General features: G+C 46.7%; 21 protein-coding genes. 12 read left to right on the top strand and 9 right to left on the bottom strand.

The features are described from left to right. Nucleotides 1-21: 21 nt before the first annotated feature. The 4 genes from SG35_RS10845 to SG35_RS10860 form a co-directional block, all read right to left on the bottom strand. The gene (locus SG35_RS10845; protein ID WP_084692789.1) at nucleotides 22-756 is read right to left on the bottom strand and encodes a PEP-CTERM sorting domain-containing protein; all 735 of its coding nucleotides are present in this window, start codon (nucleotides 754-756) and stop codon (nucleotides 22-24) included. Nucleotides 757-1,189: 433 nt separating this feature from the next. Further along, a complete protein-coding gene (locus tag SG35_RS10850) occupies nucleotides 1,190-1,831 on the bottom strand; it encodes a PEP-CTERM sorting domain-containing protein (protein WP_044833492.1) in 642 nt (213 codons plus the stop codon). A gap of 370 nt (nucleotides 1,832-2,201) precedes the next feature. Continuing rightward, nucleotides 2,202-2,852 (bottom strand): PEP-CTERM sorting domain-containing protein, encoded by a 651-nt coding sequence (locus SG35_RS10855; RefSeq protein WP_044833491.1) that lies wholly within the window; start codon nucleotides 2,850-2,852, stop codon nucleotides 2,202-2,204. 332 nt (nucleotides 2,853-3,184) lie between these two features. Beyond that, a complete protein-coding gene (locus tag SG35_RS10860; RefSeq protein ID WP_044833490.1) occupies nucleotides 3,185-4,522 on the bottom strand; it encodes a sodium-dependent transporter in 1,338 nt (445 codons plus the stop codon). 404 nt (nucleotides 4,523-4,926) lie between these two features. Between SG35_RS10860 and SG35_RS10865 the strand changes: the two genes are divergently transcribed. The 8 genes from SG35_RS10865 (at nucleotide 4,927) to SG35_RS10900 (ending at nucleotide 13,339) form a co-directional block, all read left to right on the top strand. Then, nucleotides 4,927-6,384: a 2-hydroxymuconic semialdehyde dehydrogenase gene (locus SG35_RS10865; RefSeq protein ID WP_044833489.1), complete on the top strand. Its 1,458-nt coding sequence runs from the start codon at nucleotides 4,927-4,929 to the stop codon at nucleotides 6,382-6,384. Between the two features lie 84 nt (nucleotides 6,385-6,468). Then, nucleotides 6,469-6,906 (top strand): RidA family protein, encoded by a 438-nt coding sequence (locus SG35_RS10870; protein WP_044833488.1) that lies wholly within the window; start codon nucleotides 6,469-6,471, stop codon nucleotides 6,904-6,906. 117 nt (nucleotides 6,907-7,023) lie between these two features. Then, nucleotides 7,024-7,578, top strand: coding sequence for a 3-hydroxyanthranilate 3,4-dioxygenase (locus tag SG35_RS10875; RefSeq protein ID WP_044833487.1), 555 nt, complete (start codon nucleotides 7,024-7,026; stop codon nucleotides 7,576-7,578). A gap of 14 nt (nucleotides 7,579-7,592) precedes the next feature. Then, nucleotides 7,593-8,597: an amidohydrolase family protein gene (locus SG35_RS10880; protein WP_044833486.1), complete on the top strand. Its 1,005-nt coding sequence runs from the start codon at nucleotides 7,593-7,595 to the stop codon at nucleotides 8,595-8,597. 98 nt (nucleotides 8,598-8,695) lie between these two features. Continuing rightward, nucleotides 8,696-9,982: a kynureninase gene (gene kynU, locus SG35_RS10885; protein WP_044833485.1), complete on the top strand. Its 1,287-nt coding sequence runs from the start codon at nucleotides 8,696-8,698 to the stop codon at nucleotides 9,980-9,982. Between the two features lie 11 nt (nucleotides 9,983-9,993). Beyond that, complete coding sequence (locus SG35_RS10890) at nucleotides 9,994-11,448, top strand: FAD-dependent oxidoreductase (RefSeq protein ID WP_063888656.1); 1,455 nt, start codon at nucleotides 9,994-9,996, stop codon at nucleotides 11,446-11,448. After that, the gene (gene kynA, locus SG35_RS10895; RefSeq protein WP_044833484.1) at nucleotides 11,445-12,290 is read left to right on the top strand and encodes a tryptophan 2,3-dioxygenase; all 846 of its coding nucleotides are present in this window, start codon (nucleotides 11,445-11,447) and stop codon (nucleotides 12,288-12,290) included. Before SG35_RS10890 ends, kynA begins: the two co-directional genes overlap by 4 nt. A 107-nt stretch (nucleotides 12,291-12,397) precedes the next feature. Continuing rightward, on the top strand, nucleotides 12,398-13,339 hold the full coding sequence (locus SG35_RS10900; RefSeq protein WP_044833483.1) for a LysR family transcriptional regulator: 942 nt from the start codon (nucleotides 12,398-12,400) through the stop codon (nucleotides 13,337-13,339). A gap of 25 nt (nucleotides 13,340-13,364) precedes the next feature. On the opposite strand, the gene SG35_RS10905 is transcribed toward SG35_RS10900, so the two are convergent. Together SG35_RS10905 and SG35_RS10910 are read right to left on the bottom strand one after the other, a co-directional pair. Beyond that, entirely contained in the window at nucleotides 13,365-14,297 is a 933-nt protein-coding gene (locus SG35_RS10905) for an alpha/beta hydrolase (RefSeq protein WP_044833482.1), read from the bottom strand. Between the two features lie 190 nt (nucleotides 14,298-14,487). Continuing rightward, complete coding sequence (locus SG35_RS10910) at nucleotides 14,488-17,028, bottom strand: TonB-dependent receptor plug domain-containing protein (RefSeq protein WP_044833481.1); 2,541 nt, start codon at nucleotides 17,026-17,028, stop codon at nucleotides 14,488-14,490. 496 nt (nucleotides 17,029-17,524) lie between these two features. Here SG35_RS10910 and SG35_RS10915 point away from each other — a divergent pair, with 496 nt between their 5' ends. The 3 genes from SG35_RS10915 to SG35_RS10925 all read left to right on the top strand — a co-directional run bounded on the left by SG35_RS10915 (nucleotide 17,525) and on the right by SG35_RS10925 (nucleotide 22,220). Further along, nucleotides 17,525-20,401 carry a TonB-dependent receptor plug domain-containing protein gene (locus tag SG35_RS10915; protein WP_044833480.1) on the top strand — a complete coding sequence of 959 codons (2,877 nt, stop codon included), beginning with the start codon at nucleotides 17,525-17,527 and terminating at the stop codon, nucleotides 20,399-20,401. A gap of 276 nt (nucleotides 20,402-20,677) precedes the next feature. After that, entirely contained in the window at nucleotides 20,678-21,319 is a 642-nt protein-coding gene (locus tag SG35_RS10920) for an MBL fold metallo-hydrolase (RefSeq protein ID WP_201777810.1), read from the top strand. 76 nt (nucleotides 21,320-21,395) lie between these two features. Continuing rightward, entirely contained in the window at nucleotides 21,396-22,220 is an 825-nt protein-coding gene (locus SG35_RS10925; protein ID WP_044833478.1) for an ion transporter, read from the top strand. Nucleotides 22,221-22,302: 82 nt separating this feature from the next. Here the strand turns inward: SG35_RS10925 and SG35_RS10930 are convergent, their stop codons facing one another. Then, on the bottom strand, nucleotides 22,303-23,157 hold the full coding sequence (locus SG35_RS10930) for a glycosyl hydrolase family 18 protein (RefSeq protein ID WP_044833477.1): 855 nt from the start codon (nucleotides 23,155-23,157) through the stop codon (nucleotides 22,303-22,305). A 239-nt stretch (nucleotides 23,158-23,396) separates the two neighbouring features. Here SG35_RS10930 and SG35_RS10935 point away from each other — a divergent pair, with 239 nt between their 5' ends. Beyond that, a complete protein-coding gene (locus SG35_RS10935; protein WP_044833476.1) occupies nucleotides 23,397-23,906 on the top strand; it encodes a hypothetical protein in 510 nt (169 codons plus the stop codon). A gap of 362 nt (nucleotides 23,907-24,268) precedes the next feature. Here SG35_RS10935 and SG35_RS10940 read toward each other — a convergent pair whose 3' ends face one another. Next, entirely contained in the window at nucleotides 24,269-24,520 is a 252-nt protein-coding gene (locus tag SG35_RS10940; protein WP_044833474.1) for a hypothetical protein, read from the bottom strand. Nucleotides 24,521-24,822: 302 nt separating this feature from the next. After that, nucleotides 24,823-25,332 (bottom strand): GNAT family N-acetyltransferase, encoded by a 510-nt coding sequence (locus tag SG35_RS10945; RefSeq protein WP_236702615.1) that lies wholly within the window; start codon nucleotides 25,330-25,332, stop codon nucleotides 24,823-24,825. Between the last annotated feature and the right edge of the window lie 28 nt (nucleotides 25,333-25,360).

A 25,360-nucleotide genomic window follows, 5' to 3' on the forward strand; every position in this document is an offset into this window, starting at 1 on the left:
TTTGCGGCTATTAAAAATGACTTAATTGCTGATTCTTTTTCTGACGGCAAACCCGACTAATGCCAGGCCAAGCAGCATAGCGGTTGCCGGCTCAGGTACCGGAGCCGTGCTTGAGGGAAGAAAGTCGGCGCCGACATTATCAAAATAACCTTTGCCTTCCTGACTCCACAGGCCTGCCGTGCCGCCGCTAAAGGTATCATCGGTGTAGCTTTGCTCGAAAACCGGCAAGGATTCAAAATTACTGTTGTCCCAGATGCTGGCGGTAAACTCATTACCCTGACCTTGTACCTGCATGCTATAGCTGCTGCCGGTGGTTGGTGTAAAGCCTATATTGGCATCACTTGTGGTGACATAAGAAATCTGGCCGTCAATAAAACGGGTAAAGCGAAAAGCGCCGCCGGTCCAGCCGGGGAAAAAGTGCATGGAATAAAAGTTTGACGCATCCTGGATGTTAAATGCGATCCCCACAGCGCTCCAACCGACCCGGATGTCTTGTGCTCCCAGCGCTGTTCTGAAAAGAAAATCATCGTTATATGCCCCGTTAAGCGCTATCACTTGTCCCGGATTTGCCGTGTAATAGCTTGAGCCGGCACTTTGATGTAATGTTCCGTCTTGTACGTCCCATTGACCGCCAAGCACGCTCCAGTGGCTTAAATCGCCGGAATTGAAGTTATCGGTAAAGACTATTTGGGATGCCTGGGTGCTGAAGCTGTTAATGAAAAAAGTGGTTAGGGCTATTATTATTCTTAACATCATATCTGTCCTTTTAATACTAAATTACTACAAGTCATACCAATTGCATTAAGTAAATGACCAAAATTCGGAGAGGATAAATTTTCAAGAGCAAGGCGTTTGATTGAGCAATAGCAAGCTATTGTGATTGAAAACAACGCAGGACTTGGAGATTTAGAGCATCCGAAGATGGTTAGATATTTAATAAAATTGGTATTAGTTTCCTGTTGGTATGGAGGCTAACGTAGAATTCATTCAAAACGCTTTTGAATTCCTTTAAAACAAATAGCAGTAATCATGCCATGAAAAGTGTCAGAATTTTGCCATTGTGCCCGAGGCAATAAGGTGACGGCTACTAAACCGCTTGAAGAGGCCAACAATGGAAACCGTAATCAGGGGAGTTGGTTTCCATTTTATTTGTTGAACCAGCACCAGAACTGATGCTGGTTTTTTATTGTTAACTGCTTTGGCGCTTTCTGCTTCTGGCGGAAAAGCCCAATATAGCCAACCCAAGTAACATAGCTGTGCTTGGCTCAGGTACAGATACAGGAGGCTGGACTGTCGGATCTTCAGAGATATCTTTAACACTGCCGTTGCAGTTATTGGTGTCGCAGTCATCACCTACCGACTGGGCGCGTATTGCCACCCGGGTAAACAAAGTTTCATCTAAGATCAGATCGCCTTTTGCCAGCCCGAAAGAAAATAAAGTCACATAGTCACCGCCCGAGCCTTGATCGCCTACTTTAAAGAGGTTGTCAAAGTTATAGCGAGTCGCGCCGTTGAAATTACAGCCGGGACCACAGCTCAATGAATCCGTGGTGTAATTTGAAAAATCATAGGTGGAGTAATTGACCAGATCGGCAGGAATATCAAAATCTGCCGTGGTATCAAAAGCAAAGCCTAAAATGTCACCGGTCGGATTTGCTGTACCGATGCCGATATTAAAGGTAAAAAAGCCGTCATTGCTTTCATCGTCAATGCTGACCCGCCAGTCGATTTGGTAACCGCTGTTATATTGCCAGTCTTCGAAGGTAATGACAGTGGCATGGCTGATGGCGGTAAAAGATAGCAGAAGTGTGGTGAGTAGTGCTTTTATCATTTAGATTCCTTTCTCAACTCTCCGGGAGGCTTCCCCGGTGGAGTATTTGTTTTTTTATTATTAATTGATAAGCCTTTTCCTACGTCGGCTTATTTGTGTTTTGCCTTAATCCGCGCTAGCGGGTAAAGCGTTAATATGTGTGCAAGCACATATTGCGTCTAGCATAAGCACAAATAGCGCCAGTTGATTTTTATTTTTATTTATCAGTCATTTACCTGTTTTCAGGGGCCAAAGAGAGGTTAGTGTGTAAATTTAGCTGACATTGAGTGATACCTGGAGAAGGGGATTGCAGAAAAGGAGATGTTTGCTACTTGCAGGCAATGACGATATGACTTGCCTGCAAGTGTTTTATCCGGGAGATAGATAAAGGTTATTTCTGTCTTCTTACCGTGAAACCAATTAATGCCAAGGCTAATAAAAAGGCGGTGCCCGGCTCCGGCACTTCTGTTACGTCGTCACTTGGGGGAGTTGGAATATCAGTACCCGGGGTTTGTGAATAGTCTTTTACGCTGCCATTGCAACTGCTGCTGTCGCAGTTGTTGCCGACTGACTGTGCCCGTATACCGACACGGGTAAACAAGCTTTCGTCCAGGGTTAAGCCGTTTTTGGCCAGGCCAAAAGAGAATTCGCTGACGTAATCACTGCCGGAACCTTGCTGGCCGACCCTGAAAATATAATCAAAGCCGTTGCGGATTGCACCGTTGAAATTACAGCCGCGGCCGCAACTTAAAGAGTCGGTGCCGAACGAGGAAAGCTCATAACCTGAATAGTTGACCAGATCTGTGCTCAGGTTAAAGTCAGCTGAGCTGTCAAAGGCAAAACCTAAAATATCGCCGCTGGGGTTCACTTCGCCGATACTGATGTTAAAGGTAAAATAATCTTCATGGCTTTCATCGTCTATGCTGACTTGCCAGTCGATGTGATCGCCGCTGTTATATTGCCAGTCATCAAAGGTAATGAGGCTCGCCTGGCTGGTGACGCTGAAGCAAAGGAGGATGGCGCTAATAAGTATTTTTATCATAAAGAGTCTCTGTTCAAATGAACGACCTGCTTGACTCCTGTCCTGCGTTTATCGTATTCCCTGATCTGCTCCCTGGCTTAGCGGTTGCAATAACTGATGCTTAAGCAAGGAGAAAGGCGGTAGTTTTTGAATTCTTTTTATAATGATTAAGTGATTTGTGTATATTCTGCTATTAGCACAAGCTGTGCCAAAGGATAAAAAGGTTGATAAGTCAGGTGCTTACAATGCTTTTGTTTTATCTGATATCTTTGATGTAAAAATTACTGACAATAGAGTAACCCTTTTTTAACTTGAGTGAAAAAAGGGTTACTTATTCTGCTGATACCAATCAATCAGGCAATGAAGGCGACGTTGATGAAAACTATGGTTAACAATACCGGGCAAACAAAGCGCAGGTAATTACCCCAGAGTTTCAAGTAAATATTCTTATCCAGTACCGACTTATCGGTGAGTTTATTACCCCGGTTCCAGATCCAGCCGACCACGAAGAAATAAAACAAACAGCTTAGCGGTTGGAAAATAGTGGTTAATACCCGGATCACCAGACCGAATAAGGTATCGAAAAAGGCCACCAGCAGCATGCTGCTGCATAAGACGATAAAGGAAACCAGCCAGGTGGCTTTCCTGCGGGATAAGGCTTTTTCTTCTACCAGGTACGACACGGGCACCTCAGTGGAAGAGATGGTAGAGGTCAGGGCGGCAATGGAGAGCAGCGAGAAAAAACCGGCTGCAACGATTAACCCGACTGTGCCCATGGAATTAAATAATGCCGGCAAAATTTGGAAGATCAGCTGACCTTCCCCGATAAGCTCTTCGTTATTAAAGATTTCATGGCCTGCGTGCTGGGCAACAAATAGCGCAGGAATGATCAATAAACCGGCTAAAAAGGCGATCATGGTATCCAGCACGCCGATAGAGAGTACCAGCTTGCCTAAGTCTTTGTCCTTTTGCATATAGGATCCGTAAACCATCATGCCGCCGACCCCGATGGACAGGGAGAAAAATGCCTGGCCCATGGCAGAAATCACCAGTTTTGGATCGGTAACCTGGCTAAAGTCCGGGATCAGATATACAGCCAGTCCTTGTCCTGCGCCTTCTTGTTGCAGGATATAGACAATCAGGCCGATAAGCATCACCAGTAACAGTGGCATTAACCTGGCCGACCACTTTTCAATACCGCCATGAACCCCCTGGTGAACAATTGCAGCCCCCAGGAGAATAAATACCGGGGTAAAGATAATATTACGTACTGTGCTGTCACTGGAGAGCCAGGCAGATAGCTCGGCTAAACCGGCTAATTCGCTGATAGCCGACAGGGCATGGGCCAGCATCCAGCCGGCGACTATGGTATAAAAACTCAACATCATGATCGCGCCGCACAGGCCTATTTTACCCACCGTGCGGCCAACTCGCGGCATACGGTTGGCACAGGCTTCTCCCAAAGCGCTGACCGGATTTTTTTGTGCCTGGTTACCGATATAAATTTCGGCAAACAGCGCCGGTAATGCCAGCAGCAGGGTGACTACCAGATAAACAAATAAGAAGGCGCCGCCGCCGTTGTTGGCAGCATTGGTGGGAAACCCCCAGATATTACCCAGGCCTATGGCGGAGCCGGCTGCCGACAGGACAAAGCCGATACGTGAATGAAAGGAATCTCTGCTTATGGACATCTTTTAATGGTTTATTTTTTTATTTGCGTCGAGCTTACCGAGTTAAGGCGGGATAGGGAAGCAATTTTAACAAGTGATTGACTATCTGTTTAAGCTTTATGCCAAAAAGCAAATCCTGGTCTTTTTGGCCTATCTGTCTCTTGAGGTGGTTAAGGCAGTTATTTATGGTTAAGCATCTCGAAGATACATTCATTTTTTTTATTGAAAAGTAAAATTAATAAAATTATTGTTATCTAAATAATAGGGATAGAGTGGAATATCAGTGGCTGCTTTTAAGCCCTATAACCTGACTTTTACTTAGGCTTTTACGTTAGTTAAGAAAAATACCGGTTAAGTCAGGGAACAGTCAAGCTCATACTTAAGCTAATGATATTAAAGCCGATAACGGATAAGCGCAGGCAAGAATGGATATACTTCAATCATATATTAACGGTGAATTTGTCGATAGCGGCGAATACTTCGACAATATCAACCCGGTAAACGGTGAGGTCATCGCCGGTATTTCTGAGGCCGATGAGGCCATGATCAACCATGCCATCAGCAGTGCACGTATGGCACTCACCGGGCCCTGGGGCCGGTTAAGTGTTAATCAACGTAGCGCTTTGCTGCATAAAGTGGCGGATCGCATGGCTGAACGTGAACAGGAGTTCATTGACGCGGAAATTGCCGATACCGGTAAGTCGCTGTTTCAGGTGAAAACCATAGATATCCCCCGCGGCACCGCCAATTTTCGCTTTTTTGCCGACCAGGTGAAATACCAGGGAGGTGAAAGTTTTATCACAGAAACCGCAAACGGGGAAAAAGCCCTTAATTACAGCGTGAATAAACCGCTGGGGGTGGTGGCGGTGATCTCTCCCTGGAATCTCCCCCTGTTGCTGGCCACCTGGAAAGTTGCCCCGGCATTGGCCTGTGGTAACTGCGTGATCTTAAAACCCTCGGAGGAAACCTCTTCTACTGCGGTATTGCTGGCGCAAGTGATGGATGAAGTAGGCGTACCTAAAGGCGTTTTTAACCTTATTTTAGGGCGTGGTAAAGCCGTTGGTGACAAACTCACCTCGGCGCCCGGTATCGATGCGGTGACTTTCACCGGCGCATCGGCAACCGGTAAACAAATCATGAAATCTGTGGCGGATACGGTCAAACCCATTTCTTTTGAATTAGGGGGCAAAAATGCCGCCATTGTCTTTGCCGAAGCGGATCTCGAAAAAGCCATTACCGGCATCGCCCGGTCAACCTTTACCAACTGCGGCCAGGTGTGCCTGTGTACCGAAAAAGTCTATGTGCACCGTTCATTATTTGCCCCTTTCCTTGAAGGCCTGAAGCAGGCAGCAGAAAACATTAAGATCGGTTATCCGCTGGAGCAGGATGTGTTTATGGGCCCCTTGGTTTCAAAAGTACATCAGCAAAAAGTCCTGGCCTATTATCAGCTGGCCCGGGACGAAGGAGCCGAGGTTGTCACCGGTGGCGGTGTTCCTGTGTTTAACGATGAAAGAGATAACGGCTGCTTTATTCAGCCGACCATACTCACCGGCCTGGAAGATGAGACCAGGGTAAATCAGGAAGAGATATTTGGCCCTGTGTGCCATGTATCGGTTTTTGACGATGAAGGCGAAGTGATTAACCGGGTTAATAACACAGCTTATGGCCTGGCGGCTTCTATCTGGACCGAACATCTGGCGCAGGCCCATAGGGTGGCGGCGCAAATAGATGTCGGCCTGGTATGGGTGAACACCTGGTTCCTACGGGATCTGCGCGCGCCGTTTGGCGGGGTTAAATTGTCCGGCATTGGCAAGGAAGGGGGAGAGCATTCACTCGCCTTCTACAGCGAGCCCAGTAATATTTGTATAAAAATTGATGATTAACTTGCTGCTGTAAACACTAAGCAGCAAGTTAAATACTTATTGGTATAAAAATAAGCATCACAGTCAACAGGATGAATAAACAAAATGAGCACAACAGCTAAATTGGTGGCGGGAAAAGCAAAACCCAGGGGAGCTTTTCCCCATGTGAAAGTCGCCGGTGGTTTTATCTTTATCTCCGGCACCAGCTCGCGCTTACCGGATAATAGCTTTGCCGGTGTCGAAGTGGATGAAATGGGTACCACAAACCTGGATATTAAGGCACAAACCCGGGCGGTCATTGAGAATATTGGCGATATCCTCAATTCGGTCGGCGCCCAGCTGAGCGACCTGGTTGAGATCAGCAGCTTTTTGGTGAACATGAATGATTTTGGCGGTTATAACCAGGTATATGGCGAATATTTTGATGAAACCGGGCCAACACGTACTACCGTTGCCGTACACCAGTTGCCTCACCCGCATTTATTGATCGAGTGTAAGGCGGTGGCCTATAAGCCGGGCATAGGGCAAAAAGGCAGCGATTAACAGCCTTGAGCGAGTAAAGAGCCTTGGGCAAACAGCCCCGGACAAGGAATAAGCTTGAGTAGGAAAGAGTCCGGGCACAGCACCTGTAAATAGCGAAAGAAAAGCTAAGGAAAAATCATGAGCAAATTAGCCGCGTTTAATTTCCATCAATGGATTGAAGAGCACAAACACCTGCTTAAACCTCCGGTGGGTAATGTCCAGATCTGGCAGGATACCGATATGATGGTCACTGTAGTTGGCGGCCCGAATAAACGCACCGACTTCCATGATGATCCGGTAGAAGAGTTTTTCTACCAGCTTAAAGGCGACATGGTGTTAAAAGTTATCGAAGACGGCGAGCACAGGGATGTCTTTATCCGGGAAGGCGATATTTTCTTCCTGCCGGCACATGTGCGTCATTCGCCGCAACGGCCGATGGAGGGCAGTATCGGCTTGGTGATAGAGCCGAAACGGCCACCCGGCGAGCTGGATGCCTTTGAATGGTATTGTTTTAACTGTCAGGCGCTGGTGCACCGCAAAGAGGTGCGGCTTGAGTCTATTGTTGACGATCTACCGCCCCTGTATCAGGCATTTTATCAGGATGACCTGGCCCGTACCTGTCCCGGGTGCGGTGAGATGCATCCGGGCAAAGAGCCGCCCGAAGGTTGGGTAACGCTGGAAAATAAAGTTTAAAGGAAACATGCATAATGAAAGTTGTCGATATTCACTCACATTTTTTTCCAAAATCCTGGGAGGACTTATCCCTGAAATTTGGCGGTTTGCCTCACGGTGGCGACTGGCCCTGGCTCAGGCACGCCGGTGATGGCAAGGCGATGCTGATGAGAGGGGAGCAGGAATTTCGGCCGATTTATTCCGCCTGCTGGGACCCCCAGGTACGCCTTGAAGAAATGGCGCGCGATGGCGTAGACAAGCAGATCATTTCTGCGACGCCGATTTTATTTGCTTATGAAAAGCCCGTTGCCCAGGCCCTTTACTGCGCGCAGTTATTTAATGATGCCGCACTGGAGATATGTGCCGCTGGCCAGGGGAAATTATTTGCCATGGCCCAGGTACCGCTTCAGGATGCCGATACTGCCTGCGAAGAAGTGAGCCGGGCGAAGAAAAACGGCCATGTCGGGGTACAGATCGGTAATCACGTCGGTTTAAAAAACATGGATGACAGCGCGGTGCTGACCTTTTTGCAGCACTGCGCCGAACAAGATATTGCGGTTTTTGTTCACCCCTGGGATATGATGGCGAGTGAGCGCACCAAAGATTATATGATGGGCTGGACCGTCGGCATGCCGGCTGAAACCCAGCTGTCGATTGTTTCCCTGATCCTCGGCGGCGGTTTTGACCGTTTAAGTGATAAGTTAAAAATCTGTTTTGCCCACGGTGGCGGCTCGTTTGCCTTTTTATTGGGGCGGCTGGAAAACGCCTGGCTGCACAGAGATATTGCCCGCGGAAAGTCCGAACATCCCCCCAGCCATTACCTGGATCGTTTTTATTTAGATACCGCGGTATTTGATGGTGATGCCCTGCAATTTTTAATCAAAAAAATGGGTGAGGATCGCTTGATGTTCGGCACCGATTATCCCTTTCCTTTAGGCGAGCAGCAAATGGGGCAGTTAATTAAAACCACCCCGGGATTAACCGAGGCTACCCGGCAAAAATTGCTGGCAAGCAATGCCGAAAGTTTTTTTGGGGTGTAATTTCACTGGATAATTTAGCCGGGTTATAAACCCGGCTGAAAACAAAAGCCGCCTTAGGGTGAGCAAACAGCAACAGAATCAGAGCTACAAGGATAAGCATGACATTTGAAAATTCCCTGGCATTTGCCCAGGAGCAGGACAAACTTGATCCTCTGGCCCATTACCGGCAACAGTTTCATCATCCGGTTATAAACGGTCAACAAGTGCTGTATTTCACCGGCAATTCCCTGGGATTACAGCCAAAATCTGCCAGAGACTATATTAACAGCGAGCTTGATGAGTGGGCGAAGTGGGGCGTTGAGGGGCATTTTCACGGTAAAAACCCCTGGGTCAGTTACCATGAAATCTTGACTCCGGCTTCTGCCGAGCTGGTGGGGGCGAACGAGTCTGAAGTGGTATGTATGAACTCCCTGACCACCAACCTGCATTTATTGTTTGTCTCTTTTTATCAGCCCGATGGCAAACGCTTTAAAATTATCAGTGAAGCGAAAATGTTCCCCTCGGACCGTTACCTGTTAGAAACTCAGGTGCGTCATCATGGTTTTGATCCCGATGAAGCCATCATTGAAATCGCCCCGAGAGAAGGTGAGTTTTTACTTCGTGAACAAGATATTCTCGCGGCCATCGAAGAGCACAAAGATGAACTGGCATTGGTGTTTTTTGGTGGGGTCAATTATTTCACCGGCCAGCTGTTTGATATGAAAACCCTTACCGAAGCCGCCCACAAGGCAGGAGCCTTAGCGGGGTTCGATCTTGCCCACGCCGCGGGTAATGTGCCTTTACATTTGCATGACTGGAATGTCGATTTTGCCGCCTGGTGCAGTTACAAATACCTTAACGGCAGCGCCGGTAATGTCGCCGGGATCTTTGTTCATGACCGCCATGGTAACAATACCGATATCAAACGTTTCGGCGGCTGGTGGGGACATGATAAAGAACGCCGCTTCCTGATGGAAAATAACTTCCAGCCGATGACGGGGGCGGAGGGCTGGCAGATCAGTAACGCGCCTGTAATGGGCATGGCGATATTAAAAGCCTCATTAGATATCTTTGCCGAGGCGGGTATGCCCCGACTCAGGAAAAAAAGTCTGAAACTTACCGCTTACCTGGAATATATCTTCAACCAGGTGGTGGCCATGTTTCCCGACTACCAATTACAAATCATCACCCCGACAGAGCCAGAAAAGCGCGGTTGCCAGCTGTCGATAAAGCTTATCGGCAGTGATAAAAAGTTTTTTGAAGCCTTAACCCAAGCCGGGGTGATTGCAGATTTCCGTGAGCCGGATGTTATTCGCTTATCGCCGACACCTTTGTATAACAGCTTTGAAGATGTCTACCGTTTCGGTGAAACATTAAGAAACTTACTTTCACAAAGCCATCACTAGGGGCGATTAAGATGACAAACCAGGTAAAAGAAGATATTGCTATCGTCGGTGCCGGTCCTGTCGGGGCGCTGCTGGCGGTGATGCTGGCCAGAAAAGGCTATAAAATCGATTTGTTTGAATCCCGGCCCGACTCCCGTACCAAGGCGCTTTACCAGGGGAAATCCATTAACCTGGCGTTGTCGGATCGCGGCTGGCTTGCCCTAAAAGCCATAGGTCTGGATGAAGAAATACGGGCGCAGGCCATCCCGATGACTTGTCGTATGATACATGCGGTAGATGGCAGCCTGACCCGGCAGCCTTATGGCCGTGACAACCAGGCGATCTGGTCGGTTTCCCGTGCCGGTATCAACGAGCAGCTGATCACCCTGGCAGAGCAGCAAGCCGGTGTGGAGGTACATTTCGAGCATAAACTCACCGATCTGGATTTTGATAGCGGTACCTGCTCTTTTGACGTTTCAGGGAAGGAGAGTGCTGATTATCACCGTGAGTTAATTTTTGGCGCCGACGGCACGTTTTCCAAGGTCAGACGCCTGGCACAGGAGCTGCCCGGACAGCGGATCAGTTACAGTCTGGATTATATGCCGCAAACCTATATCGAATTAACGATCCCGGCAAACAGCGACGGCAGTTTTATGATGGAAAAAAATGCCCTGCATATCTGGCCGCGTAAAAACTTTATGTTGATTGCTTTGCCCAATCCCGACGGTTCTTTTACCTGTACCTTGTTTATGGACTTGCAGGGGGAATTATCTTTTGAGTCCCTGGATGATGAAGATAAGGTCAGTCATTTTTTCCGGGAATATTTTCCCGATGCCATGCCCTTATTGATAGAGCCGGTGGCGACCTTTATGGCAAAAGCCCCGTCGCCGCTGTGTCTGGTGCATATAGATCCCTGGGTGATCCGGGATAAGGTCGCGCTTATCGGCGATGCCGCCCATGCCATGGTGCCTTTTTACGGCCAGGGCATGAATTGCGGTTTTGAGGACTGCCGGGTTTTAGCCGAGCTGGTAGAAGAGCATCAGCATCACTGGGGGGAGATCTTGCCTGCCTATCAGCAGGCGCGTAAGGAAAATTGCGATGCCATTATCGAACTGGCTAAACGTAATTTCGTGGAAATGAGTGATTTAGCCGGCGATGCCAGGTTTTTGCTGAGGAAAAAAATAGAAGCAAAATTCAGTGAAATGCATCCCGATCTTTGGATCCCCTTGTATTCTATGGTAACTTTCTCCCCCGAACTGCCCTATGCCCAGGCACTGGCCGTAGGGGAAGTGCAAAAAGAAATTATGGATGAGGTTATGAATTTACCGGATATCGAGCAGAACTGGCAAGCGGAATGTACTTACCGGCTGTTATATCAGTTGGCACAAGAAAAGTTAACGGCGAACATCTTGCCTGAAACGGTATCTAATCCCTTATCACCAGGTTCATCACAAACCTTATCGAAGAAAAAGGAAGTCAAAGCATGAGTTGTCCCCATTACAACCAGAGGGAGTTTGAAGGCTCCATTCATACTGATTTTAATGATGATATGTCTTACGGGGATTATCTCAATCTCGATCAGATCTTATCGGCGCAAACACCGCTCACCGGTGAGCACGATGAAATGTTGTTTATAATTATCCACCAGGCCAGCGAGTTATGGCTGAAACTGGCGGGGCATGAATTGACGGCGGCGGTCAATAACCTCAAAGAGGCGAATTACAGCCACGCCTTTAAGGTGATTTCCCGGGTTAAGCATATCTTAAACCAGCTGACCCAGTCGTGGAATGTGCTTTCCACCTTAACCCCGGTGGATTACCTGAAATTCCGCGATGCCCTGGGGCACTCTTCCGGGTTTCAGTCATACGGCTACCGGAAAATGGAGTTTTTATTGGGCAATAAAAATGCCTCGTTTTTACAGGTGCATGAGAGCAAGCCGCAAGTACACCAGGAGCTGTCTGATATTTTACATCAACCCAGCTTATATGACGAGGTGTTGATTTTACTGAGCCAAAGCGGCATGGCAATCGATCCGGCGGTTACCGACCGGGATTTCAGCCAGCCTTATAGCCGCAATGAGTCGGTATTAAAAGCCTGGATTCATGTCTATCAAAATGCCGAGCAGCATTTCGATTTGTACGAGCTGGCGGAAAAGCTGATTGATATTGAAGATGCTTTCCAGCAGTGGCGGTTTAAACATATGTATACCGTGCAGCGTATTATCGGCAACAAGATGGGCACAGGCGGCTCTTCCGGGGTGGAGTTTTTGAAAAAAGCCCTGGATATCAGCTTTTTCCCTGAATTATTTGAATTGCGTACCCATTTATAACCCGGCGGTCATACTTGTCTGTGATAATAGTTAAACCTTGAAATTTAGTTGCATGACATGAATCGCTTGATTAAGGTAGTTTTTTTCATGCTTTCAACGGGTCTTTAATGGATTTTAGCAAAAGCCAGCTCAATATCAGCCACCTGAAAATGATCTGTACCATAGCACAGGCGGAAACGGTGAAAGAGGCGGCCGAGAGCCTGTTTATTACTCAGCCGGCTTTATCTAACCGCATTCGCGAAGCCGAGCGGCGGTTAAAGACCAAGTTATTTAACCGCCGCGGCCGTAAGTTGATCATTACCACCGCCGGTGAACGCTTGCTGCATTCGGCGAAAAAAATTCTTGAAGAACTGGCGCGCGCCGAGCATGACATTGCCAGGCTTAGCAGCGGTATCGAGCTGGTATTACGTTTAGGTTTACCCCATTATGCCTCGTTTCGCTGGCTGCCGGATGTGATGCGTCAGTTTAGCGAGCATTTGCCCGGCATTGAGCTGGAGATCACCGCCAATGCCGCGAAACAGCCGTTAACGGCGCTATTTCACGGTGAGGTGGACATTGCCATTGTTTCCAACGCCAATCAGGTGCTGACGCTGGACAATAACCTTTATGGCAGCGAGTTCCTGCTCGAAGACGAGTTGCTGGCCTGCTTGTCGGCTAAACATAATAAAGCCGGGCAGAAATTTTTAACGGCGCATGACTTTGTTGATGAAACCTATATCACTAACTCTGTTGTCCCGGAAAAAGATCGTGAATATGAGCTTTTTTTCCAGCCGGAGAATATTATGCCGCGTAAAGTGCTGCAGGTGGGCTTTAATGAAGCGATAGTGGAGCTGGTTAAGGCGAATATCGGCGTCACCATAATGTCGAAAAACCTGATTGAACCTCACCTTGCCGGCAAAGCGGGGAGCACAGCTCCCGGCGGCGAAGGGGAGATCCAAACGGTGCGCCTCGGTAAGTCAGGGGTGAAAATATACTGGCATCTGGTGTATGTTAAACAGCCGCATTTAGATAGTCCGGTAAAATTACTGACAAAGATTCTGCAGCGTTAATTTTCCATGGTTTTAGCTGTGGCCCCTAGCCATAGCTTTCAGCCGTTGCCTTAAGCGGGATTTCAAGCTGCATCCGGGTAAAAACCTGTTGGCATAACCAGCTGTTGCTGTCGGCTAAATCCAGGATAACATCGAAGTGATTGCGTTTGCTGATTTCCTTTAGGGTGACGGGGAAACCGGCTTGTTCGAGTTTTTGACACATCTCATTGCTTTGTCTTTTAAATTCCGACGTCTCCTGCTCGCCATAGGCAAAGATCACCGGTGTCCTGGCCGTTGGCAGGTGAAATAACGGACTGTTTTGCTCGATTTCCGCCCCGGTTAATTGCAGCGGTTCATTGATATAGGTTTCGGCAATAGGGGTCAGGTCATAAATGCCGCTGACGGCGCATATGCCTTTGATGGGATTTTCCGGAAAGCCCCCTGGCGGCAGTTGATTTTGGGGAATAAAATTCTGCCAGCGGGTAGATAACATCATCATTGCCAGGTGGGCGCCGGCTGAGCTGCCACACAGGTAGATTTCATCCGCTTCATAACCAAATTCGGCGGCCGACATTATCAGGTAGGCAACGGCTTTACGGTTTTGGTTAACGATTTCACTGAGACTGGCATCCGGGGCCAGGGTGTAATTAACGGCGGCAAAGGTACAGCCGTGTTGTTGGAAGTTGCTGGCGGCAAAAGAAGACTCGGCCTTGCTCAGCTCTTGCCAGTAGCCGCCATGAATATAAACAAAGAGCTTTTTATGATTTTCCCGGGTGGGTAAATAGAGATCCAGGCGCTCATCCGGCAGCAGACCATAGGGTATATCGGCGATCAGTTTTTGTTCGTTTTGTGCTTCTGTTGTTGCCGCCTGGCTTAAGTCTATGTATTGCTTGATATACAGCTTGATATCATCAATACAGCTGCTGGGAGAGTATTCTCGCTCTAAGGTGGCTAAATCAAAGTTTCGGTACATGGTCATTTGTTATCTTTATTTTTTGTATTGTTCCACTCACCAATATAACGTTTACGACAGCAAAAGATTAATTCATTTTCTTGTCGGTTTTCATTCAAAAAAGTAATTAAAAAAGTGAATCAAAAGCCTGTATAACCAGAAAGCACTCAGCCGGGAAATCCCTGACCGAGTGCTGGTTTTACATCGTTGTTGACGTTTAAAAGCTGAAGTTGACCCGGGCATAATAACTCATGCCGTCAAAGCCGTAGGGCAGGGCACGCACCGGATATTTAAATGCCTGGTTGGTGATAAAGTCTAATGCTTCATTTTCCCCCAGTTCATCCGGGGTAACATCAAACAGGTTATTGATACCGGCGGCGAGGGTGAAGTTATCATTGATCTGGTAATCGAAGTTAATATCGATCAAGACTGCAGATTCCACCACACTGGTATCTTTGAAGGTGTCGTTCACCAAGATTGAGTCAGGCAGGCCGATATGGTCGTTACCGAAATAAATAACATCGGTTTCACCATAGTAGTTTGCCCGGACAATTGCGCCCCATTTATCCCGTGAATAATCAAAGGTCAGGGTTGCACGCTCCTGCGGCTGGCCATCGGTGAGGAAGCTGCGCTGTAAATCATCCAGGGCTACTGACTTGGGAATGCCGTCGGGGGCATTAACGCCGTCGATCTCGGTTTCATTGATATTCCCGGCCAGGGTAACCGCCAGGCTGCCGTCTGCGATATCTGTGTTATAGGTGACGATCAAGTCCAGTCCTTTGGTGGTGGAATTGACCGAGTTGGCAAAATAGTTGGCCTGATCTGCGCCCGTTGCCGCCAAGGCATCGACGGCGGCCTGGTTGAAGGCGACATCTTCAGGAGACAACATGCTGCCTAAGGTGATCCTGTCTTCTATTTCGATATGGTAACCGTCTAAGGTGACAGAGATTTCATCGTTAATATTAAAGACCGCCCCTAAGCTGATGCTCTCTGACGTTTCCAGATCCAAACCGTCTACACCAAGCGCCGAAGGGAAGGGTGAGCCCGCGGTGGCGGTAAATGAAGGGGATAATACCCCGCCGGCGCCTAAGTTGGTGGTGTAAGCGGTATAGGCGCTTTGTTGCAACGACGGCGCCCTAAAGCCGGTAGAGACGGCGCCGCGCAGGGCGAAATCGTCGCTAAAGTCATAGCGGCTGGACAGTTTCGCGACTAAGTCATCGCCGGCATCGGAAAAGTCTTCATAGCGAAAGGCGGTGCCGACATTCCATTGTTCGCTCAGCTGGAGCTCTAAATCCAGGTAAAAGGCATAACTGTCGCGGTCGGCTTCGCCTGAAGCATCGGGCCTGAGGCCGGGATAGGCCTGAAAACCACACTCGGCAAAGGTATCCGGATCGATAACCGAGGCGAAAGACGTGTCGCTATTGGCAAGGCCACAGGCGTAAGAGGCTTCTTCACCGGCGACGATTTCATAGTTTTCTTCCCGGTATTCTGCGCCGAAGGAGACATAGAGGGGCTCATCGAAACCGATTTCGACGATGCCGGAAACATCGGCATTAAACGTCAGCTGGTCAAAACGGAAACCGCCGGAATAACCTGAGGTCGGGCCGGCATTGGCGGCAATTTCTTCATCAGAGGCGTCCGGGTTATTGGCCAGGTATTCGGCGGCATAAGAGGCATTGATGGTGTTTTTCGAGTCAAAGTCATATTTGTTTTCCCCGTAAACCGCGGAGAGATCAAACTGCCAGTCGTCGTTGATATCGCCCCTAAGGCCCAAGGAGACAGAAATATCTTCCGCTTCATTGTCTATATAGGGCAGGAAGCCGTCGGCATAAACCTGGGGTACGTTTTTGGCTGCTTCATCATAATTTCTGAAAAACCCGTTACCTAATGCGGTGCGGTTGGAGAAGCCGCCGAAAGAATAAACTTCCAGCTCGTTAACCGGGATCATCATATTATAAAAGGTGGAGATAAATTCGGACTCGGCATTGCCTTGTCCCCAGCGCACTTTATCGGAAAGTGTGCCGCGGGCCGTGGTGGAAGAGCCGCCGATATCCCGCTGCGCGCGGTTAGTGCCCTCACTGTCGCGAAGTTCAACACTGAGGTTGATAAAGCCGCCATCGTTGCCGATATCAAAGCCGGTATTAAGGCCCATGGAAAAGTTTTCCCCGTCTCCCTCGCCGGTAGCGCCCCCCTGGAAATAACCCGAGGTGACATCTGTCGTGTCTTTTAAGCTGAGGTTAATAACGCCGGCGATAGCATCTGAGCCATATTGCGCCGCGGCGCCGTCACGCAGCACCTGGACGTTTTTCAGTGCCGTCATCGGAATGGCATTCATATCGGTACCGGCGGCACCGGCGCCGACCGTGCCGTTTAAGCCAAATATCGCCTGATTGTGGCGACGTTTGCCATTGATCAATACCAGGGTTTGATCCGGTTGCAGGCCGCGCAGGGTAGCGGGCCGGAACAAGTCTGAGCCGTCGGAAACCTGGGTGCGGCTAAAATTAAATGACGGCGCAGTGGCCTGTAAGCTCTGTCCCAGCTCGGTAAAGCCGCCTTTGGTCAGTGATTCGGCGCTGATAATATCTACCGGTACCGAAGATTCGGTGGCGGTGCGGCTTGACACCCGGGAGCCGAGGATAGATATTTTCTCGACTTCTTCGGCCTGTGGTGCAGAATTTTGCTGTGCGGATACGGTGTGATTGCCGAGCGCCAGAGAGATGGCTACGGTTAATGTCCTTGTGATGAATTTTTTTTTCATTTCCCTACCTTATTTTTATTGGTATTAACGCTTGCCGCTATGAATCAGGCATAAGATCCCATAGCAGGCATCCTCAACTTATTTAACCCGGGTTAAATTTAGTTCAACTAAAGAAAGTCACCATTTGATCTCTTGATGGATTGTTATCTGGTACACAAATTAGGCTAGCAGACTATAACAAGGGAAAGATAAGGGGATCAATACTAAAGTACGAGACTCATCGTTGGCTTTGATTTTACCTGGTTAAAAAAGGCCCAGTTCTTGCTAAGTCCTTTAATTATAATGACTTGTTTACATACTTTACCGGATATTTACGATACTTGTAAAAGTAATGTAAAAGAATTTGCCTGTTTATATTGACCGTGTTACTGGGATCCGTTTACTATTGGGCGTGAATTTTGTAATTTTAATTTACAAAAAATCATCAAACAGAAACAAGAAATAATTTTAATAATAAATCTTTATATAAATCATGAAATTTTCCAGGGAAAATAATATGTATAGCAATAGCAAAATCGCTAAAGCTGTTCGTTTAGCCATGATAGTTGGCGCGAGCACTGCAATTTCGTTACCGGCTTTTTCAGCTGAAGAAGAAGCTGTTGAACGTATCTCAGTTACCGGTTCTAAAATCAAACGTATCGGGGCGGTCTCTCCTACTCCAGTTACTGTAATTAGCCGTGTTGAATTACAAGATGCCGGTATCAGTAACGTTAATGACTTTTTAGCAGAAATGCCTTCTTCTGATGTTGGCTTAAGCCCTGAAAACTCAAACAACTTCATCTATGCTAACGGCTTAAACACCACAGATCTTCGTGGTCTGGGTAGTGGTCGTACTCTTGTTTTGGTTAACGGCAGACGTTTTGTACCAGGACAAGCCGGTGAAAGCGCGGTAGATTTAAACAATATCGCGACCTCTTTTGTTGAGCGTATCGAAATTACAACAGGTGGTGCTTCAGCGGTTTACGGTGCTGATGCTGTAGCCGGTGTTGTTAACATCGTTACCCGTAAGTCTTTTGATGGCTTCGAAGTTGATATTGCCACTACCCGTCCAAATGAAGGCGGCGGTGAGCAAGATTTTGCTTCTATCACTTTCGGTAAAGAAGAAAAAGATAGCGGTTATATCTTTAACTTCGATTACGCCGAACAAGAACAAATGGCGATGTTGGACAAAGCCTGGTATCGCAATAACCCGTCAGAGTCTCGTCCTAATCCTGATGACACAAGCGGCGACGATGGTATCCCGGGTATGATCCAACATAACCAGGGTGAGCACTACGGTCTTTACGATGAGTCTAGTGAATTTTTCCTGGGCGGTAATCACTGGACTTTTGATGAAAATGGTAACTTACGTCCATTTAACAATAATGATGCCCGTCAGGAAGCTGGTGGTATCGAAGGTTCTTCTCGACCTTGGTACTATACTGGTCCATACGGTGACGGTATCGAATACGGCGCTGATGAATTTTTCCGTACGCCGTTAAAGCGTTACACAGTTAACTTAGCTGGTCACCAGGCGATTAATGATGACCATGAACTGACGTGGGACATGACTTACTCAAATAGTAAGGCACACGGTCAGTCTACACCAATTTTCCTGCGTACCGGTGAGTTAGTTATCCAGCGTGACAATGCATACATCAAAGATGACTTAGCCGCTGCTATGGATGAAGCTGGTGTTGATAGTATCAGCATGCGTCGTTTAAGTGATGATTTCGGTCCGCGTAAATATGTTCAAGAACGCTATACTGCCCGTGCCTCTGTTGGCCTGGACGGCATCATTAACGATGAGTGGTCTTACTCTGCCTATTTCCAGCACGGTACTATGAACCAAGATACTTCCTGGAAAGGGGAAATCTTTACTGAAAATCTTCAAAATGCCATTGATGCAGTTGAATTTGAAGGGCAAATTGTTTGTGCCGACCGTAATGATGACGGTGAAGTTATCGGCGCCATTGAAGGTTGTGCTCCGGTTAACTTCTTAGGTAAAAACGAAGTTTCACCAGAAGCGAATGCATATATCTCTACCGTAGCAACTGCTGAGCGTGGTCATGATCAAACCAGTTACGGTATTACCGTTACCGGTGACGTATATGAATTACCTGCAGGTACTCTTCAAACGGCTTTCAGTTACGACTGGCGTAAAGAAAGAGCGTTTGAAACTCCGGGTTCAGGTATCCGCTCAGGTATTATTTTTGGTAACTCGGGCGATTCTTACAAAGGTGAAGTGACGGTTAAAGAATACTCAGCTGAAATCATTGTTCCTTTGTTAGCTGAACAGTATCTAGCTGAAGAAGTAACGCTTGAAATGGCTTACCGCTACATGGATTACAGCTCTACCGGTACTGATAGTGCTTATAAATTAGGTCTTAACTGGCAAATTAACGATGACTTCAGACTTCGTGCTACTAAAGCACAATCTGTTCGTGCGCCAACAATTAACGACTTATATTCTCCTGCCGGTACTCAGTATGCCGGACAGCGTAAAGAAGTTTGTGCTGCAGACTATATTGAAAAAAGTGATTACAAAGAACAGTTAACCAGAAACTGTGCCGCTGCAGGTATCCCGGCAGATTGGACACCGAGTGATGAGTGGTACAACGGCGGTTCACTTGAAGGTGAAATCGGCGGTAACCCAGAGCTTCAAAATGAGGTTTCTGATGATATCACTATCGGTTTAATCTACTCACCTAGCTATATCGAAAACTTCGATATCACAGTGGATTACTGGAAGTTTGAAATCGAAGATGCGATTAACTTCTATGAATATGAAGACTCCATGGCTAACTGTTATCAAGGTGATAGCCTGGATAATCCGTTCTGTGACAAGTTTACCCGTGACCCAGAAACTCTTGAAGTTACCGGTTTCTACGAAACTTCATTAAATGCCGCAGTAGAAAAACTGAGCGGTGTTGATATCGAGTCAACTTATAAGCTGGATACTACTTTTGGTACCTTTGACTTCAGATTGGTTGCGACTTACCTAGAGAACCATGAGAAGAACCAAACAGGTCTTGCTACCGATAACTTCACTTACACAGGTGAAATGGAGAAACCTCGCTGGAGAGCACGTTTAACTACGGCTTACCAGTATGATGATAACCTTCGTGTTGCTTTGATCGGTAACTACAGACACGGTACTGTTTACGACAGAAACTTCTGGTCTGAAGAAGTGAATAACTATAACGATATTCCTTCTTATACTACTTTTGACGTAACAGTAAACTATAACGTAATCGATGATGTTGAAGTACGTCTTGGTATGCAAAACATTGCAGACAGAACGCCACCAAACAACCCTTATGCGTTTGATGAAGGTGCTTACTTTGACGTAATCGGCCGTCGTATTACTGCCGGTGTTAACGTTAAATTCTAATTTATGCTTTAGCTTAGTAATAAGTTAACAATAAATTAGCTATAAATAGTGAAATGCCCGGATTTTCCCGGGCATTTTTGTTTTTATTCATGACTCCGCTACCTCCCTGTTAACACCTATTTTCATATCTTTATAACCAGTAAATAATAATTCTCTCTACCGCGCCTCCTAAAGTGCATGGTTTTAGATCTTAGCAAGCAAATCCAGTAGTAAGATGCTTTCGCTTATTCAGATATTTATTTATACTGGCTCTTTTTTTAAGGGGGGCTTCTAATGCTGCAATACCAAATAATCCCGGTGACGCCGTTCCAGCAAAATTGCACCATTTTCTGGTGTGATGAAACCATGCAGGCAGCGGTAGTTGATCCCGGCGGTGATATCGAAAAATTAATTGCCTTTATCAGTGAAAAAAAACTGACTTTAGCAAAAGTGTTACTGACCCATGCCCATATTGATCATGCCGGGGCGACCCAGGCCATGGTTGATCATTTTGGCGTAAAGATTGAGGGACCTCACAGCGAAGATCAGTTCTGGATAGATCTTATCCCGGAACAAAAACAGCGTTTTGGGTTCACCCATGCAGAAGCTTTCCAAACAGATCGCTGGCTCGAGCAGGGGGATAAAGTGCATTTTGGCAATATCGAACTGGAAGTGTACTTTTGCCCCGGACATACGCCCGGACATGTAGTCTTTTTCCATCGGCCCTCAAAACTGGCCCAGGTCGGGGATGTTTTGTTTCGAGGCTCTGTCGGACGTACCGATTTTCCCCGCGGCGATAGCGCAACCCTGATCAAATCCATAAAAGAAAACCTGTTTCCGCTGGGGGATGATGTCCGCTTTATTCCCGGACATGGCCCTATGGGTACCTTCGGTGAAGAGCGCATTCATAACCCTTATGTAGGGGAAGGTGTACGTTAACCCCGGGTTTTACGCAGTACCATAATAAGCATCAACAGATTAACCAATTTATTAAAAGAGAGATCCTGAGTAAGAGATGAATTCACAAGTTTTTCGTATACAACGCAGTCTTAAAAAACTGGATTCGAGTAATATTTTTCAAGGCATAGTGATTGCCGTCATTATCTTATCTGCGCTGTTAATCGGCGCCAAGACCCATGACTTGCCCCCGCAGGCATTTGCCCTGTTATCTGCATTGGATGTTGGGGTGACGGTGTTTTTTGTTATCGAGATAGTGATCCGCTACCTGGCCTTTCCCGAGAAAAAGAAGTTTTTTAAAAGCGGCTGGAATATTTTTGATACCGTGATTGTTATTGGCAGCCTTATTCCTACCGGGGGCTCGGGTGTGTTGCTGGCGCGCTTGTTAAGGGTGTTTCGGGTGTTACGTCTGGTGTCTATGGTGCCGGAACTGCGTATCCTGATAAATGCCTTGCTTAAAGCCATCCCGCGCATGGGTTATATCGGATTGCTAATGTTTGTGATCTTCTATATTTATGCCGCCATCGGCAGCATTTTGTTTAACCAGATTAATGAGGTGTTATGGGGGGATCTGTCCATTTCTATGCTGACCCTGTTTAGGGTGGCAACCTTTGAAGACTGGACCGATGTTATGTATGAAACCATGGCGGTACATCCCATGAGCTGGATTTACTATCTGAGTTTTATTTTCCTTACCGCCTTTATTTTCCTGAATATGATGGTCGGTACCGTACTGGAAGTGATGGGGCAGGAGCATGAAAACTTCCGCGCCCAGGCCCATGGCGAAACCGCTGAAGGGGGAGAGCCGGCAAGCAGGGCGCAAATAGATAAACTGGAACGGGAGCTGGCTGAAATAAAGGCCTTGCTCAAACAAAAGGTTTAACTGCTTTAACCTGCCTTAGTGCCGACAGGGCAAACCGGGCTGTTAAAGCTTGAGTTTGCCTTGTCTTAATCGTCTATCATCCTTAATTGATATTTTTTACCGCATCGATAAAAGGGTAACCCGCCGCTTTATCCCAGTTGATACTCCATTCCATAATGCCGCCAAACTGCGGATCATCACAGATCATTTGATATTGTTTACTGATGCCCTGGTAGATATTGTCTCCGGCATTGGGGCCGTTGAAGATGCTGGTACCGGCGCCTTTAATACAGGCGGGCTGGCCGATGGCGATTAAGGTTTCTTTGGGGATGGTGCGCTTCAGGTTTTTAAAGGCCGCCTGGATAAAGCCCAGTTCGGTCTCATTGTATCCGGATATTTCCGGCCAGGGGTTGTTATAAGCCTGAATCAACAAGCGGTCAAACAGGCGGCTTTTGATAGCCAAGTCATATACTCTGTGATTGCCACCGGCGACCAGAAACAAATCGCCCCCTTGCTCCGTCTGATTAATTTGCGGTGCGGCGGTGAGCATTAAGCTGCTATCGCGTTTTTTAATTTCCCGGCACAGTTGGCAAAGGTAATTGGCGTTGCAGTTAATTTCCAGATCAAAATCAACACCGGTAAAACCGTATCTTCTAAGGAAATTGACCAGTGACCGGGCAATATCGCCCACAGGGGTATCTCCGGGGGTGTAGGTGTTGTTCTTGCCGCCAACGGAAAATAACAGGTTCTTTGCTCCCCTGGCTTTGGCGTTTTTGATATCGGCAATAAGCTCGTCCGGGGTGGGGGAGGGATTAAATATTCCGTTATAAATGCCGATATTTGCTCCGTCGATACTGCCAAATGCCATGATCAGCGTATCGTAACCTTGTGCGGCAGCTTCGGTAAAAGTGATGTTTCCCCAACTTTCTAAATAACCTATCATAAACCCTGGCTTCATTCTTATCTCCTTGATATAAATATAAAAAGAGGCGGTAACACTTGTTGCTGACGACATCAATATTCAGGTTGGCAGCCTGTATGCCGTTTTTTGGGACAACTCTTTTATCCTAGTTCAATATGATGATTTATCTATTGCTTCACTGATAGGGGGAACTTTCTGTTAATAAAATCAGTGAATAGCTCAGTTCTGCTAAAATTACAGCAAAGGATACAGTTTAGCTTTAGCGGAGAGCATAGATGATCCCGTCGGTTCTTGAAAAATTAATCAAAGAAAGCACCCATGATGGCAACGTCAATTTAAAGGAAATTACCGAGTTCTTTAATATCAGGATAGAGCTTGACCGCCAGATGACGGACTTATGCCGGATTTATATCTGTGAAGAAGATAACAAACCCGTGATCAAGCTGAGTCCGAATAACGACAGAAAAACCAAATTTACTTTAGTGGCGATTGCCATTGCCGAATTTATCCTCACTCCAAGTCGTTTGGAAGGAGAAGGGATAAGTTATGATATGTTTTTTCTCAAGGAAATATATCATCAAAGGTATAGTTACCGCATGATGCTCGCTACCCGGTTGGCAGTGCCGGAAGACATCATTAACCAGATGGATCAACCCGACTTTGATATGGTGAGTTATGTTGCCGAATCGGATTATCAGCCACAATTTATCAACTGTTGCGTTAAAGACAGCTCAGCTTTGTTTTTATTGTCCAATTTTAGTGAATTGCCAGCTAATGCCAGGTGATAAGTAAGGATATTAAGTTAAGGCAGAAAGCGGCAATAAAAAAAAGAAAGATCAAAATAACTTCAAAGCCAGTATCCAGCAATGCTTTTCCGTTTGATCTTTCTTTTATAGGCAATACGAAATAGATCAATTTGTGTGTCCAAAACTGCTGATCATTTCCTTCCTGTAATATGAAAATGGCACGAGTTGAGGTTAATGCCACGAAGTTATTCTAAGCCAGCGGCTGACGGTTTTTTTTGATCTGAATCAAGGCTAAGTAACATCTCAATAAATAAAGGAAAAAAATTTTATTGCTAATAAAAAACCGATAAACAGTATCTACTGCTTATCGGTTTTTACTGACCGGTTTACCTGTTATTGGCTTATTTGTTTCTCAAGCTTGCCAGGCGTTTCATCAGTACGGAATTAAACACTTGATCGAGTGAGTGGCAGTTATCTTCACTGTCAGCTAAGACCTGGCTGGCTGTATCTGTATTCTCAGCTTCCATGGGGGAAAACGGGCTATCCGATTCGGTGATTTCCAGCATAAAATCGGCGTTTTTATATTCACCCGCCATTGCTTTTTCAATTTGAGACATTTGCTGCTGTGTCTTGTTCAATATTTCGAAATACACCCTACTACCCTTGTTTTTGTTAATGGAAACCATGTTATTTCCCCGATTTTTATTATGAAGAAAATCCATTTACATCAATTTAATTCAACAAGGCTATGTTAGGGGGTTTCACTTGAAAACGGTATTACATGGTATTACACACAGTGTAATGGGGCTTGTAGTGAAGTTTTGCCGGGTATTTCACCAGATGTAGTGTGAAAATCACCCGGGCAGGTGCTTTTTGTGGTTATTGTGTTCTAGCGGGTCAAATAGCGATGTTTTGAACTGGCATTATTGTGATTCAGGCGCTGAAAGACCTTTGGTTAAATCTTTATTTGGTAAACATCCACTTTAAAGCCGCGAAAAGAGGTTGTGTTGCGATAATCAAAGCCCTGGCGGGTCACGACATTCACCGAAGCGCGATTTTCCGGTTCAATCAGGGCCGATACACAATCAAGGTTCAGGGTGTCTTTTGCCATGGTCAGCAGGCCGTTTACGGCTTCGCTGGCATAACCTTTTCCCTGGTGTTTAACCGCCAGGCGGTAGTTAAGGTGGGTGAGAGCCCGGTCATCCAAATTTTCTTTGTGTAAACCACAAATACCGATAAACTCATTTGTAACCTTATCAACGATGGCACGGGTACCATATCCCGGTATCAGGTATTGCTGTTGGCAATTTTCGATATAGGCCTGGATTTGTTCGCGGTTATGCACGCCAACGGTGGAATATAACATCACTTGTGGATCGGCTAATACCCGGGGTAAGTTATCCAGATCCTGGCTTGATATTTCCCGGATTTTGAGTCTTGGTGTTTGCAGTTCAAACTTGTTCAATGGCATCTCCGATAGTTTCTTCACTGTT

The organism is Thalassomonas actiniarum (genome assembly GCF_000948975.2).
Classification (GTDB): domain Bacteria; phylum Pseudomonadota; class Gammaproteobacteria; order Enterobacterales; family Alteromonadaceae; genus Thalassomonas; species Thalassomonas actiniarum.